The 13,268-nt window shown below is 41.9% G+C and carries 15 protein-coding genes; 5 read left to right on the plus strand and 10 right to left on the minus strand.

The window, feature by feature from the left end; genetic code table 11:
- Positions 1–53: 53 nt before the first annotated feature.
- The 3 genes from aroH to LC586_RS03155 all read right to left on the minus strand — a co-directional run bounded on the left by aroH (position 54) and on the right by LC586_RS03155 (position 2,229).
- Positions 54–467, minus strand: coding sequence for a chorismate mutase (aroH, locus tag LC586_RS03145; RefSeq protein WP_229482946.1), 414 nt, complete (start codon positions 465–467; stop codon positions 54–56).
- Between the two features lie 102 nt (positions 468–569).
- Positions 570–1,391 (minus strand): signal peptide peptidase SppA, encoded by an 822-nt coding sequence (gene sppA, locus LC586_RS03150; RefSeq protein WP_229482948.1) that lies wholly within the window; start codon positions 1,389–1,391, stop codon positions 570–572.
- Positions 1,392–1,932: 541 nt separating this feature from the next.
- The gene (locus LC586_RS03155; protein WP_100899994.1) at positions 1,933–2,229 is read right to left on the minus strand and encodes a hypothetical protein; all 297 of its coding nucleotides are present in this window, start codon (positions 2,227–2,229) and stop codon (positions 1,933–1,935) included.
- A gap of 301 nt (positions 2,230–2,530) precedes the next feature.
- On the opposite strand from LC586_RS03155, the gene LC586_RS40500 reads away from it, so the two are divergent.
- From LC586_RS40500 to plsY, 5 genes are all read left to right on the plus strand, one after another.
- On the plus strand, positions 2,531–2,659 hold the full coding sequence (locus tag LC586_RS40500; protein WP_267921641.1) for a hypothetical protein: 129 nt from the start codon (positions 2,531–2,533) through the stop codon (positions 2,657–2,659).
- A gap of 27 nt (positions 2,660–2,686) precedes the next feature.
- Positions 2,687–3,481 (plus strand): MlaE family lipid ABC transporter permease subunit, encoded by a 795-nt coding sequence (locus LC586_RS03160; protein ID WP_229482949.1) that lies wholly within the window; start codon positions 2,687–2,689, stop codon positions 3,479–3,481.
- A gap of 140 nt (positions 3,482–3,621) precedes the next feature.
- Complete coding sequence (locus LC586_RS03165) at positions 3,622–4,008, plus strand: DUF3119 family protein (protein WP_229482951.1); 387 nt, start codon at positions 3,622–3,624, stop codon at positions 4,006–4,008.
- A 137-nt stretch (positions 4,009–4,145) separates the two neighbouring features.
- Positions 4,146–5,408, plus strand: coding sequence for a DUF3086 domain-containing protein (locus LC586_RS03170; RefSeq protein WP_229483228.1), 1,263 nt, complete (start codon positions 4,146–4,148; stop codon positions 5,406–5,408).
- An 84-nt stretch (positions 5,409–5,492) separates the two neighbouring features.
- Positions 5,493–6,170: a glycerol-3-phosphate 1-O-acyltransferase PlsY gene (plsY, locus tag LC586_RS03175; protein WP_229482953.1), complete on the plus strand. Its 678-nt coding sequence runs from the start codon at positions 5,493–5,495 to the stop codon at positions 6,168–6,170.
- 87 nt (positions 6,171–6,257) lie between these two features.
- Here the strand turns inward: plsY and LC586_RS03180 are convergent, their stop codons facing one another.
- The 7 genes from LC586_RS03180 to LC586_RS03210 form a co-directional block, all read right to left on the minus strand.
- The gene (locus LC586_RS03180; RefSeq protein WP_229482955.1) at positions 6,258–6,515 is read right to left on the minus strand and encodes a hypothetical protein; all 258 of its coding nucleotides are present in this window, start codon (positions 6,513–6,515) and stop codon (positions 6,258–6,260) included.
- A 63-nt stretch (positions 6,516–6,578) separates the two neighbouring features.
- Positions 6,579–6,818 carry a hypothetical protein gene (locus LC586_RS03185; RefSeq protein WP_229482956.1) on the minus strand — a complete coding sequence of 80 codons (240 nt, stop codon included), beginning with the start codon at positions 6,816–6,818 and terminating at the stop codon, positions 6,579–6,581.
- 697 nt (positions 6,819–7,515) lie between these two features.
- Positions 7,516–8,088, minus strand: a complete 573-nt coding sequence (locus LC586_RS03190; RefSeq protein WP_229482957.1) for a hypothetical protein — start codon at positions 8,086–8,088, stop codon at positions 7,516–7,518.
- 124 nt (positions 8,089–8,212) lie between these two features.
- Positions 8,213–9,811 (minus strand): hypothetical protein, encoded by a 1,599-nt coding sequence (locus LC586_RS03195; RefSeq protein WP_229482959.1) that lies wholly within the window; start codon positions 9,809–9,811, stop codon positions 8,213–8,215.
- A complete protein-coding gene (locus tag LC586_RS03200) occupies positions 9,808–10,512 on the minus strand; it encodes a hypothetical protein (protein WP_229482961.1) in 705 nt (234 codons plus the stop codon). The genes LC586_RS03195 and LC586_RS03200 overlap by 4 nt, the downstream gene beginning before the upstream one ends.
- 121 nt (positions 10,513–10,633) lie before the next feature.
- Positions 10,634–11,461 carry a hypothetical protein gene (locus tag LC586_RS03205; protein ID WP_229482963.1) on the minus strand — a complete coding sequence of 276 codons (828 nt, stop codon included), beginning with the start codon at positions 11,459–11,461 and terminating at the stop codon, positions 10,634–10,636.
- 309 nt (positions 11,462–11,770) lie between these two features.
- Entirely contained in the window at positions 11,771–12,832 is a 1,062-nt protein-coding gene (locus tag LC586_RS03210; RefSeq protein WP_229482965.1) for a hypothetical protein, read from the minus strand.
- Between the last annotated feature and the right edge of the window lie 436 nt (positions 12,833–13,268).

Here is a 13,268-nt window from a genome sequence, read left to right on the forward strand (position 1 = left end):
AGCACAAAAGTATAATTATGTGCTGTTTGTTACATATATTTTATTTAAATAATTTACACTTTTGACTTAACTGTTGGCTGTGATGTTTGTAAAGACTGGGGCAAACTCCAGTCGGGACGCAAGCTGGCGGCGTTGCGTAAATAGATATGATGAATTGAGGCGGAGGTTGGCAGATAGGCGTGGATTAAGAACCGAATGCAGCGCTGTAAACTGCCTTCGACATGCATTTGCTGCACATCCAACATGGCCACATTATCCCAACCAGGACGCGCTCTAGCGATCGCAGCTGGAAAAATAGCATCCAAATCGCGTGTCACTGAGAAAGTCACACTAATCATGTCCGTCGGCTGGAATTGATTCCGGTTTTCTAGTTCATCTAGAAGTTCTGTCACTACCTCTCGCATTGCCTCAACGGTATTTTCTGAAACGGTTGTTGCTCCGCGAATAGCCCGCATTTGCCACTCCACGCCCAAATCCTCCTTAAAAGAAAAAAGTTAGGGATTAGGAGTTAAGAGTGAGAAATTGAGAGTTTTAACTCCTAACTCCTCACTCCTAACTCCTAATTCATATTAGGGTCGATATAACCACAAGGGTAAACCACTAGTAGACATTTCAAATTCGAGCCAATCAATTCCAGATCGAATTCCTGATGAAACTTGACGACTTCCTGGTAAAAGGCGACTCAATAAGGGTTTACGTTCTTCTAGGGTATAGCAGAGAGTTTTTTCTGGATCAAGTCCGACTAGTTCTGCTGTCCAGCGGCGGGCATCTTCTTCTGTGCCCAGGCGATCTACAACACCCAATTCTAGGGCTTGCTGTCCAGTAAAAATCCGGCCATCGGCGAAACTTTTCACAGCTTCTACTGTTAAAGAACGGCCATCAGCTACCGTTTGGACAAACTGCTGATAACTTGTGTCAATCAACTCTTGCAGGATGTTTTCTTCTGGTTGAGTCAGTTCCCGATCAAAAGACAATATGTCTTTGTAAGGGCCAGACTTAATTACTTTGAAGGAAACACCGATTTTTTCTAGCAAGCGTTCCAAGTTATTCCCACGCAGAATCACACCAATACTACCCGTAATCGTACCTGGGTTGGCTACGATGTGTTCGGCTCCCATACCGATGTAGACTCCTCCAGAAGCCGAAATATTGCCAAAGCTAGCGACGATTTTGATTTTTTCGCGCAGACGCTTCAGGGCGCTGTAGATTTCTTGGGAATCTCCGACTGTACCGCCAGGGCTATCGATACGGAGCAATAATGCCGGAAACTTTTTTTCTTCTACAGTTTTCAGGGCTTCTAGGACGCGTTTGCGAGTAGCACCGGCGATCGCACCAGTAATTTCAATCCGCGCAATTTGTTTTCTAAACTTGGGCTTAAACGGCCAAATCATGAGCTGTCAACATACCTCGTAATAAACTCAATATAAGATGCCCAAAGGTCAGACGACCTCTTTTGCTCTGTTAAGAAACATGAGCAGGCATTGTGAGCATCAGGATTTTAAGGAAATTTTTATATTTTGCAGTGAGTTTTATTTGATATTCTCAATGAATACTAATCAAGTCCTTCAAAATTGCAGCTAACACAAAATGCCAAACTCTAGTCTAGCGTCCAGCATGATGATTTAGCACAGGCTATTTTAGCTGTTTTGCGGAATTAAAATTCTACAACCCTTGTTATTCTAACTTTTTGACCTTTTAAGGATTGGTTTACTAGGGTCGCGCACCTGTACTAGTTGTCAGTAATTAATAACTAATAACTAATGAATAATAAATATTTAGTCAATAACTCCGGCACTCAATTTAATTAATAAAATTCATTGAGCAACACTAATCCCTATTTAGGTTAAAACCAGTAGGACTTTCACTTTTGGCAATATCACTTTTCCCTATCTTGTACAGCCCATGAGCGCCTGACGAAGCTATTTCTACTGCTTATGAATCAATTCGTAAAATTTGACACCGATAGTAAACGTACATATCAAACAGTGCGCCGACGAAACTACAGGTCAAACTAATCACAAATAGTCCACGTAGGGGAGTTCCACTGCCAAAGGTGGCGAGAAAATGCATAATCTGAGTAGCGATCGCCTCAGTTAACTCTTGTAAACCGGGGAAGTAACCGATGAGGGGTAAAAGGAACAATCCGCCGCCAACAAGTAGCATGGGAGCGACAAAACTAAAAATGATTGTCAGTAGTAGGGAGCGGAGAAAGTTAGTGAAAATAGTCATTTAAGACAAACTCCGTAAGTAGACATGACAAGAACTAGATAGCAGTTCGTCATTTTCTACAATACGTGCGATCGCTCCTGACCAGCCAATTTGTCAAAAATCTTAAGTTTTCATTAAAATAAACGGCTACCAGTTACAGCACATGCTAAGGAACTAGAAAAGGATTTTAATGTACAAAACCTTTGCACAATCAAGGTTATAGCCAAGGTTAGCACCTATTTATTGGTTTGCAGCACCTTTAATAACAATTTCATTTTCTGAGAGCATCTTTAATCTAAGTTAATATTCAGCGCCGTGGGGAGTGGGGAGTGGGGAGTTAGGGGATGAGGGGGATGAGGGGGATGAGGAGGATGAGGGAGCAGGGGAAGAAGAACTATTGACCAATGCCCCATTCCCCATTCCCTATCCCAATGACTTCCGCTATTCTTAAGGCAGTCACCGAGTTAGCTACAGAACATTGAACCAGACTACATCCAAATCCAGTTTAGGAGAATGGAGTCAGCGGCTGCTGGCGGCGATTTTTCTGGGTGGGCAAGTACTAGTTCACCTATTGAGGGGCAAAATCCATCGGCGCAACACCTTGCAACAAATGGCAGCAGTTGGGCCAGATTCCTTATTTATTGCTTTATTGACGGCTATTTTCGTTGGCGCAGTGTTTACCATTCAGGTGGCGCGGGAATTTATCAACTTTGGCGCAGGAAACATTATCGGCGGAGTGCTTTCTGTCGCGTTGACACGAGAACTCTCTCCCGTGTTGACAGCAGTGATTTTAGCTGGGCGAGTCGGTTCTGCCTTTGCAGCCGAAATCGGTACCATGCGAGTCACAGAACAAATCGATGCCATGTTGATGTTGAGAACAGATCCAATCGATTACCTAGTTATCCCCCGCGTCCTTGCTTGCTTTTTAATGCTACCAATTTTAACCCTCCTGTCTTTGGTAACAGGGATGTTTGGGGGATTAATAATTGCAACAAATATCTACAACCTGTCTGATACGGTATTTCTAGACTCAGCCCGTAACTTTCTTGGTATCTGGGATATTATTAGCGCCATGATTAAGGCGTGTTGCTTTGGTATTTTAATCGCCGTAATTGGTTGCAGTTGGGGGTTGACGACAACAGGAGGAGCCAAAGGTGTAGGACAGTCAACCACAACTGCTGTTGTGACTGCCTTGCTAATTATATTTGTTAGCAACTTTTTTCTTTCTTGGTTAATGTTTCAGGGGACTGGCAGTGCATTCTTAGGGGTGTAAAAGTGAGGAGTTAGGATTAGAGACGCGATTAATCGCGTCTGTACAGGAGTTATGAGTTAAAACTCCTCACTCTTAACTTCTAACTCCTGACTCCTAAAATAGGAGAGAGATGCCTAGTAAATAAAGCAGGATTTAAAACTGTGACCAGTTCATTTGCTCCTAACTCCACATCAACTGTGGAACTCAAGCCTAGTTACAATCTACCTATAGTGTTGGTGATTGCCGCTATTCCACTACTGTTGGTACAACCGTGGGTAGGCTCCGTTTTTACACTGTTTGGTTTATTTCTCATGTTTCAGGCGTTAACGCTGCGTTTGCAATTTACCGTCACCGACTTAGATATTTACAGAGGCGAAAAATTGATTCGGCGCTTTCCCTACCAGGAATGGCAAAACTGGCGGATATTTTGGAATGGAGTTCCCATTCTCTTTTACTTTAAAGAAATTAAAAGTATTCACTTTTTGCCGATTTTATTTGATCCCAATACCTTGAAAACTTGCTTAGAACAACGTTGTCCGCGTATTTAGTCTTGAGTTCGATCTGTGCTGAGTCGTTTCGATCTAGACTCATAACTCAGCACTCATAACTCAGGACTTTTATGGCAGGTCAATTGTAATATTTCTGAAAGCTATTTATTCGCGTCATAGGAATTACACTATTGTTTATGAACCCAGAGGCATCTCAAACCCCAGAACCAATTGATGAGCGGTTGGCAAAAAAACAAGAACAGAACAATGCAGTTGAACATCCACTCAATCCATCTGTTGAGTCAGTGGGAGAAACAGGAGCCATTAGTTCGTCAGAAGACTACACAGCTTTTGAGCCACTCATTTCCAATGCAGAAGTGGTAGATTTTACACTAGAGCTAACAGAAAATTCAAATGGCGAGTTTGTAGCGCAGTCGGAACCGGAAAATACCGCACTGGGATCAGAAAACCATTCATTATATGCACAAGCAGAGCAGCGAGTAGCAGAGTTGCAGAGCGCTGAAGCTGCTCTCAAGGAAGAAATAGCCAAGCTGCAAGCTTTTTACAAAAACCTTCAGGCGCAAGTGGGTGAAACTCAGACATCATTGGGACGACTTGTGCAAGAGTCACTGGTGCAGTTAGAACAACGCAAACAAACCCTGCAAATTTCTGTAGAACAACTAGAACGCCGACAAGAACGTATCCGCAACGAGATGCGAACCACTTTTGCTGGTACATCCCAAGACTTGGCAATTCGGGTGCAGGGTTTTAAAGACTATCTCACGGGTAGCTTACAGGATTTGGCCGTTGCTGCTGAACAGTTGCAACTAACGCCAAGTGTGGTGGAACGAGAAAAACCATCTGTAAAAGAGGCTAAACCAGTTGAACCCCAACCTGGAATACCTCAATTTGCCCAACAGCAGTTTCAAGATACTACAAAGCAAATTCGCCGCTTAATTGACCAATATCGCAATAAACCCGATTACTATGGGCCAGCGTGGCAACTACGCCGTACCTTTGAGCCAATCCACGCGGAGCGAGTCTCTAACTGGTTTTTTACCCAAGGGGGACGGGGTGGTTTGCGGACAATGGGTAGCCGCTTACAAAATATTTTGATTGCCTCAGCTGCAATTTCGATATTACACAAGCTGTATGGCGATCGCGTCCGTACTTTAGTCTTAGCTAATACACCGGAGCGATTAGGTGAATGGCGGCGCGGCTTGCAAGACTGTCTGGGAATCGGTCGCCCAGATTTCGGCCCAGACCGGGGTGTGGTATTATTTGAGGCATCTGATGCTGTTGCTCAGAAAGCAGACCGATTGACCAAAGCCAATCAACTGCCCTTAATTATCATTGACGATTCAGAGGAGCAAATCAGTTTGTCACTGCTGCAATTTCCCCTGTGGTTAGCCTTTGCTCCTGACCCCAAAGCCGTGAGAAACTATGATGATGACTTTTAAATTAGTCATTAGTCATTAGTCATTGGTCATTGGTCAAGAGGTATTACTCTTGACTTTTTTAAATTTTGAATTTTGAATTTTATTATGGCTATTTGGTTAACCGCATGTGGGGCAATTATCGTCATAGCTTACCTGCTGGGTTCTTTTCCCACTGGGTACATTGCTGTGAAGCAGTTAAAAGGTATTGATATTCGGGAAGTTGGTTCAGGTTCCACTGGAGCAACTAATGTACTAAGAACCTTGGGGAAAGGGCCAGGAGCATTCGTTTTAGTACTTGATGCCTTAAAGGGAGTATTAGCGATCGCTCTAGTTTACTGGTTATTCAATTTTAAACCAATTCAAAATTATATCCCCCCAACGGTAGATGCACAAGTGTGGCAACCGTGCGTAGTAACCTTAGCTGGGTTAGCTGCCATCCTGGGACATAGTAAATCAATTTTTTTAGGCTTTACCGGTGGTAAATCCGTTGCTATCAGCCTGGGGATTTTGTTAGCAATGAGTTGGCAGGTAGGTTTAGCAACAGCCAGTGTGTTTGCCATCGTCGTGGCGATATCGCGGATTGTCTCTTTGAGTTCAATTGCAGGTGCGATCGCAGTTTCCATTTTCATGGTAATTTTGCATCAACCGTTACCATATATTCTGTTTGGGATTGCCGGTGGATTATATGTAATTTTGCGCCATCGCACTAATATTGAACGACTGCTGGCGGGAACGGAGCCAAAAATTGGGCAAAATGTAGCGGCACCAGAACAAACTACATAATGAGTTTTTGGTACATACCTCGCCCCAAGCGATGCCCTGAGCAAGCCGTTAGGTGAACGTGGTATCTCTTGGCCTAATGACAAATGACTAATGACTAACTTTGCCTTTAATTAAACGGTGAAAAAGGCGGCAAGGCCACAAAAAAGCTCCACATATACTTACTGAGGCGATGGCGGCCACAACTCGCCAAGTCGAACTAGACTCAGTGGCAGAATCTGATGGGTGAGCTTGTGTGTTTTTAGCTAATTCTGGCACTGAATGAGATAGCTGACTGGCTGTACTCACCCCTTCAATCGCTGCTCCAATTAGATAAGCTACTAGGGCAATTACTAGCCAGTTATTCATAATATTCAACTGTTTGAACTCTGAGCGTATGCTTGGCAGTAAGGAATCATTTGATTTCTCGTACTAATGATTGCCGCCTTGCCCGAAGGATAATCGACCTTCAGCCGTATCACGAATGAGGGGCAGTTTAGATTTTATATAAGTATTGAGGCTGCTATCTGCCTGGGGATCAATAGACTGCTTTGCTTTTAACTGCTGGAGAAGCACTTGTACTAAAGCAGCATCGTCAAACTGGAGCAGGGTGCTGACCTGGGTAGACTCGATTACAGCCCAAAGCTGTTGCATCATTTTGGCAGTGACCATGAGTCTGTAACCTCTTAAGCTTTTCTTTATATTTACACAGATTTGGAATTTGTAGTTAGTTTTTATCTGAAGATTTATAAACATAGAGGCTGAAAATGCCTGAGTCAGTTAAACCAGTTGAGTTATAGCGTTTTTCAATTGGATTGAAATTTTTTTAAGACGGTGCTGGCTCTCCTTAAAAAGGCTTGTAATTACCAACATTTTTTTGTAACAGTCAAAGTGTAGCACTGACCCACATCCCGCCCAGAACTTAAGTTCTGGGCTAATAGCTCAAGTCCACTTAAGTGGACTTAAATTTTCGCTTTCACAAAGTCGGGCCATTTACATCGCTTAAAATCTTGTATTTAGTCCTCTTGAGAGGACTTTAGCTATTAGCTTTGGAATTTATTCCCAAGCGGGATAGCAACGAAGCAAGTGATTAGACCTTTTGCAAAAGTCCCTAATACCCCACCCCCAACCCCTCGCCAAAGCATCGGGGAGGGGAGTAAGGGGTGGGGTATTAGGGGTGGGGTTCAAATTGTTTGATTTATGCAAGAGGTCTATTGAAGATTGAAAAGATGTGGGTAATAACAAGCCTTAAAAACGAGGGAATTAGAGCAAGGCTTTTGAAAAGCCACAATGCAGACATACGTAGGCATTAGCGCTTTATGGAGGTAAACTTCAGTCGTCTTCGCTGTCGGGTACTTTTGCTAGAAATTTATTGTGGAACTCTAGCACAAGCTCCTTCTTGACCAGAAGGATCGGCAAAAACTGCTAAAGTGTGATATTCAGGGTTATCTGTTTTATATATCACACGAAAAGTATACAACTTATTTCTACCTTGCCCTTCAGTAACAACTGTTAAAAGTGTATTGCTAGTGGGAGGAAGCCCAGGAATATTCAGTTTTTGAATTCGTCTGAGTTGAATTACATTCGCTGCGGAGCTTTTACAATCTCCTGCACTACTATTAGAGTCTTGACCAAACTGCATACATACTGGCCCATCAAAGTCTATAGTTACCTGTGATGGATCGTTTAACCAAACTTTTTTAATTACTTCTCCAGCCGGAATAAAGCTTAAGTTTGTTCCTTGTTGATACCAAACGTCGATCGTAGGTATCGCTCCTCCTAAACCCTGTGCTTGACAGGAAAATATGGAACGCAGAACAGCGTTATTAGCACCAGCGCGGCCTACCAACAAGAACATAGCAACCGAGAAAATTAAGGAAGCTATAGGTAGGAAATAAGAATTACCTGGGGTATTTCCTGACAAGTTAGGATTATTTTTCATGGTTGCAAATGGGGAAATTGGTAGATAGAACAGGAGAATATGGTAAAGATAGAAAGAAAACTAATTACCAATTACCATTACTCAATCCAAAATCTAAAATTGGTATAAATCCTATCTCCTAAAACTAGATTGGTTGATTAACGTATAATTCAACAGTTGTGCCGGCTTGCATAAACCAAATATTAGTTGGTTGTGACATTTGGGCGATCGCCTGTTGATTACGTTGTCCAATTTGTTGTGCTAGAGACTCAGTACCACCTTGCAGAACCGCAGCTGCAAGGTCGCGTCTGTTCTCAGTGATAGTACCAGTAGTAGAAGTAGTGACGGGGGTGGTGCTGCCGTCGCTATTAGTGGTGGTGGTGGTGGTGGGTAAGGACACGAGTGTGGTATCGGGGAGATTTATTAACCCTGCTGCTCTACTAATACCATTCAAAACGAATGATCCTACATCCATTGATGCTATAGACGAACCTTGATCGGGATATTTACTTGCTACTAAAGGTTTACCTTGGCTACCGCGAACAATAATTGCATTGTTGGGTAAGCTTTGTTCGGTAGGGTTGCCATCATTTTGCGAGATAAGTTTAACTACGTTCATCTGCACAAGACCTTGTTCGTTAATCGAACGAATTTCAGCTAGGAATTCGGTGTTTGCAGCTATAACGGGAGTACCATCCTTAGATTTTAGGGCGTCTTGCAATCGGATCACAAATACATTTTTCGCTTCGCTTGTTTCATCACCACCGCCTGACCTAGTAGTAGTTTCCCCAAATATCGCTGTTGCTAACACAGCTTTAGCACTAGTCCCTACTGCTAAAGATTTTTGTCCCAAGGGTTGCGCTTGGCTCACCGCAGGAGCAGGAGTTTCCGGTGGTGGTGTCTGTTGCTGCGGCTGCAGATTGTTTGCAGGTTCAGGAGCAGCTGCGATGTTATTAGGTTGACTGGTAGCATTTACTTGACCGTAGCTACCTAATTTTGCTAACCTTCTCCACTCTTCAAATACGCTTGGTGGAGATTGTGGAGTTATATTGGCTACAGTCTGAGGTTGGGTGTTTGGCTTCACAACTGGTAGTTGGGGCGATCGCACAGGTTGAGAAGCAGGTACTTTAACGATGCGCTCAACTGTCACTGTCCGAGGTACATAAGCTGTTGGTGGTGGGGGTATTGGGATCACTCTTTCTGTACCTCTGGAAGATACTGACGGTTGTTGTAAGGCTACTGTTGGCGTTGATTTGGCAGTTCTGAGCTGTTGTTGGGCGGCTTTCACCATTTCTGCTTGTTCAGTCAAAGCTAATTTCGTTTTTAGAGTATCTACTTCGCCTGCTAGCTGTTGAGAGGTGGATTCATTAGTTGGCTGCTCAGGCACTTGTGGGGAAACAATATCTGGCTTTTTAGAGCCGGGGTTCATCAACTGGGACAAAAACACACCACCTACCAAAACGATCGCAAAGGTAGCGGCCCCTACCAAGCCTAACTTGGCAAAGGGATTAGATGAGAGGGGTTGCTTTGTCTGAACATCTTGTGGTTGAGAAAGCGATTCTTGTGGAGTTGCAGAGTCTTCTGATTCTTGGGTATCGGGAGAAGAAGATTCTTCTTCAAAGCCGACTAACCTTGACATCCGCGATTCCCAATCAAAAGATTCTACATCTTGTTGGTGAGCGTCGTTGCTTAGAGTAAATTCATTTTGAGCAGGTGTTTCCGCAGGAGTTGAGTATTTAGTCATGGTAAAGCTTGGTTAGGATTTCCAGAACAATTTTTATCTTTGATATCACATACATTATAAATTTCTAATCTGGCTTCACCAAGGCGGTAAGCTGCGAACTGCAATGGTAGTGCTGCATTTGGTAGGGAAGTTGTGGGTTCATCTATTGCTCTAACTAAAATTTGTTTATTAAAAGAAACTGATTTTCCTAACTTATCATAACCGCTAAACACTAGTTGATTAGCAAACATCTCCACTTTCCACTTTCCATTACCTATTTCTGTCGGTTGAGAAATTTTTTGGATTACTAGTACATTCTCTGCTCCCCTATTAACATTTTCAAATTGGCTATCTGGATTTAAATTGGTAACTTCTGACTTAAGTTTTTCTTTAAAATTATCAGCTACCAGTTGGGAGGTAATTTCCCAAACTTGCGTTGGCGGCTGTTGATCTGACCAGGTAAGCATTAAGCTCATAGTTTCACCTACAAACCGCCGAATAGCCTCTGGCTGCCGCTCTAAATTTGGTTGGGGGTCTACGGTTATAGTGCGACCATCAACAAGCTGCACTAAACTTTGAGGTGTGAGTTGCCGGCCTAATTGTTGTAACATAGACCCGTGAAATAGTAGTAAAAGCAAGGTCAATACATGTAACCCAAATGTTCCTACTGCTAACAGTGGCAATGGGTTATTTTTCCTATTTTCTGGTTTGAGTAATTGCATTAATATTTATATAAATTGAATTAGTGAATTAGAAATCTTTAGGTCTTATTTGATTTTTTAAAAAAGCCCTCAACTCGAAAAGGCTGATTCCCCAGACGCGATTAATCGCGTCTCTACCTACTCATCTAATAAAGCTATCAGATGTTTGTCCAGCCCCGCATTGGGTAAATCTATTTTGATTAAGGTTGTTGTTGCCATCTAGCAAACATAAGTTACGAATTTCATAAATTTCTAATCTATCAGCGCGGACACTATAAATTGCTTTTTGCAAGTCTGTGCCATTGTCGCCTTGGGGATTACCGAAATAATCTGCTGCACGTACAAGTAAATCTTTGTTAAAAGGAGTTATGAGTCTTGCACCACCAACTCGGTTTTTTTGAATTAAGTCGGCTACCATACCCACTTGCCACTTACCTGGAGCAATTTGTTTTGGCGGATAAACCCGCTTAATAACTAATTGTGATGTCATGACTAGGTTAGGATTTTCAGAGAAAACTTCTGTCGGTGTCATTTCTGCAACTGTGCTTAAGAAACCTTTACGAAAGTCTTCTGATAAGGCAAAACTAGCTATCCAACTGCTGGTACTAACTTTTTGGCTACTTCCTTGAGGTGTTTGAATAAGAACTCCTAAATCTGGTTTGGGGTTTGCAACTTCTTCAATCCTTTGTGGTGGTAAAGTTCCAGACCAGCTAAACATTGATATCATCGTTTTGCTGATGAATTGGCTAATTGCTTCTGGTTCTCTTGCTAAATCATCAATATTAGCTACTGGTTTACCGTCTATTAATTGCACAAAGTTGGGAGCTTTTCTCACACTGAGTTGGCGAATATTTAGCCCTTGTAATAAGAATAAAAATAAAACTAATATATGTAAACTGAAGGTTGCGATCGCAAAAATTGTCAAAACACTTGCCGTCGTTCTTTGTCTTTTTTCCAGTAAACGCACCATTTACTCACCTCTTTTGCAGAAAACTTCAGCTATTATTATATATTAATTATAGATAGGGCTATTTTATTTTATACATAAACCGCCCATAACTAAAGTTCTAGGCTAATAGCTAAAGTCCGTTAAAACGGACTAGAACCTTTGCTCAGTCATCTTTAGATGACTTTCGCTATTAGACTCAGAATTCATTCTGAGGCGGGCTAGATGAGAATGAAATAGCCCTGATATTAATTCCGATTTGCATATAGTTCAGCAGTTACGACACTTATCAAAATTTTATTCATTTTGAATTTTGAATTTTGAATTTTGAATTTATATTCTCTCCCTTACTAAAGAAGCTGTATTACTGATACCACTGAAGACTGCAAAACCGCCAGCAGCAGCCACAAGTAACGATAAAATTGGTGCTAAAATTCCCAGAAAAATTATGAACCACATTAAATCTGGATCAGCACTAACATTTTGACCTGGCCCATTTACAATAACTGCGGCAGTCACCACAGCAATAACATTGAATGAAATTTTTGCGATTCCAATAGATAAAAATCCGGTCAGCCATGCAAAAATTGGTTTACCAGCTACAGGTAGTAAAGAGCCACCTACAGCTATTGGCCCTAAAAGTGCTATCAGCAACATAGTAGCTTCTATCAGATTCTGAAAGGCATATTGCAAGGAAATTAAAAAGTTTTTGATGCTTGTTTGGACTGTAGAACCTAACAAAGAATTAAATGAGGTTTCTGATACAAAGCCTTTGCTATATCTAATATCATCTACCCTAGTTTGTAGTCTAATTATCCAGTTTTGATTTCTGTATGTATTTCTATATTTCTGCAAGAGAATGTTGATTTTATCGGCAGCGCTGACAAAGCATTGACTTTGTTGAGTGCCAGTTAGCGATTGGCAAGGGCGCAGAAAAGAACCAGTTACTTCTTCAGCAACACTCATATTCAGTGCTTGCTGATAGATTTTATTGGCATCTGCTGTTACCAATATTTGCTGATTTACAGTGTTTACAAAATTCCGCAGTCCCAGTGTCAGATTAGAAAGGATACTTCCATTGCCTGAATTACTTAAGAGAATCACCACCACAAAAGGCCAGATTAAAGCTGATATTGGACGACTATATTCGTAGGATATTAAGTCTTTGAGGAATTGTATCATAAAAAATAACAGGGTTCCTACCGCAAAAAAAATACCCAGATTTGTCAGCGCTCCATACAAGTTATTACTGGTGGTATTTTGTAATAAATCCAGCCATTGTTTATTCCAACCATTGGCAATACTTTGGGAAGTTACTGCACCATTATCGAGAACGTCATCAATGCCTACTTGGCGGCCTACTTGGGCAAAAATTAGTTGAATAGGAAGTTGCATTTTGAGTTGATGGGCTGTTTTTTTTAGATTTCGTAGGGTGCGTTACGTTCCTAACGCACCATCCAGGATGCTTTCGGTACGTTACGCTATCGCTAACGCACCCTACCAAACTGTTTTTTAGACTTCCTGTTGGTTTGTAAGAAGTTTAGAGAATGTCTTAAAAGTCCTCTTGTTGGTAGCAAAACGTTCTAGAACCCCCTAAATACCCCGATAAATTGGGGGACTTTGATTTCGGTTCCCCCCTTAAAAAGGCTTGTCATTAGCAACATTTTTTTTGTAACAGTCAAAGTGTAGCACTTACTCACATCCCGCCCAGAACTTAAGTTCTGGGCTAATAGCTCAAGTCCACTTAAGTGGACTTAAATTTTCGCTTTCACAAGGTCTAGCCATCTACATCGCTTAAAATATTGTATTTAGTCCTCTTGAGAGGACTTTA

Origin of the sequence: Nostoc favosum CHAB5714 (genome assembly GCF_020829495.1) — a bacterium.
GTDB lineage: Bacteria > Cyanobacteriota > Cyanobacteriia > Cyanobacteriales > Nostocaceae > Nostoc > Nostoc favosum.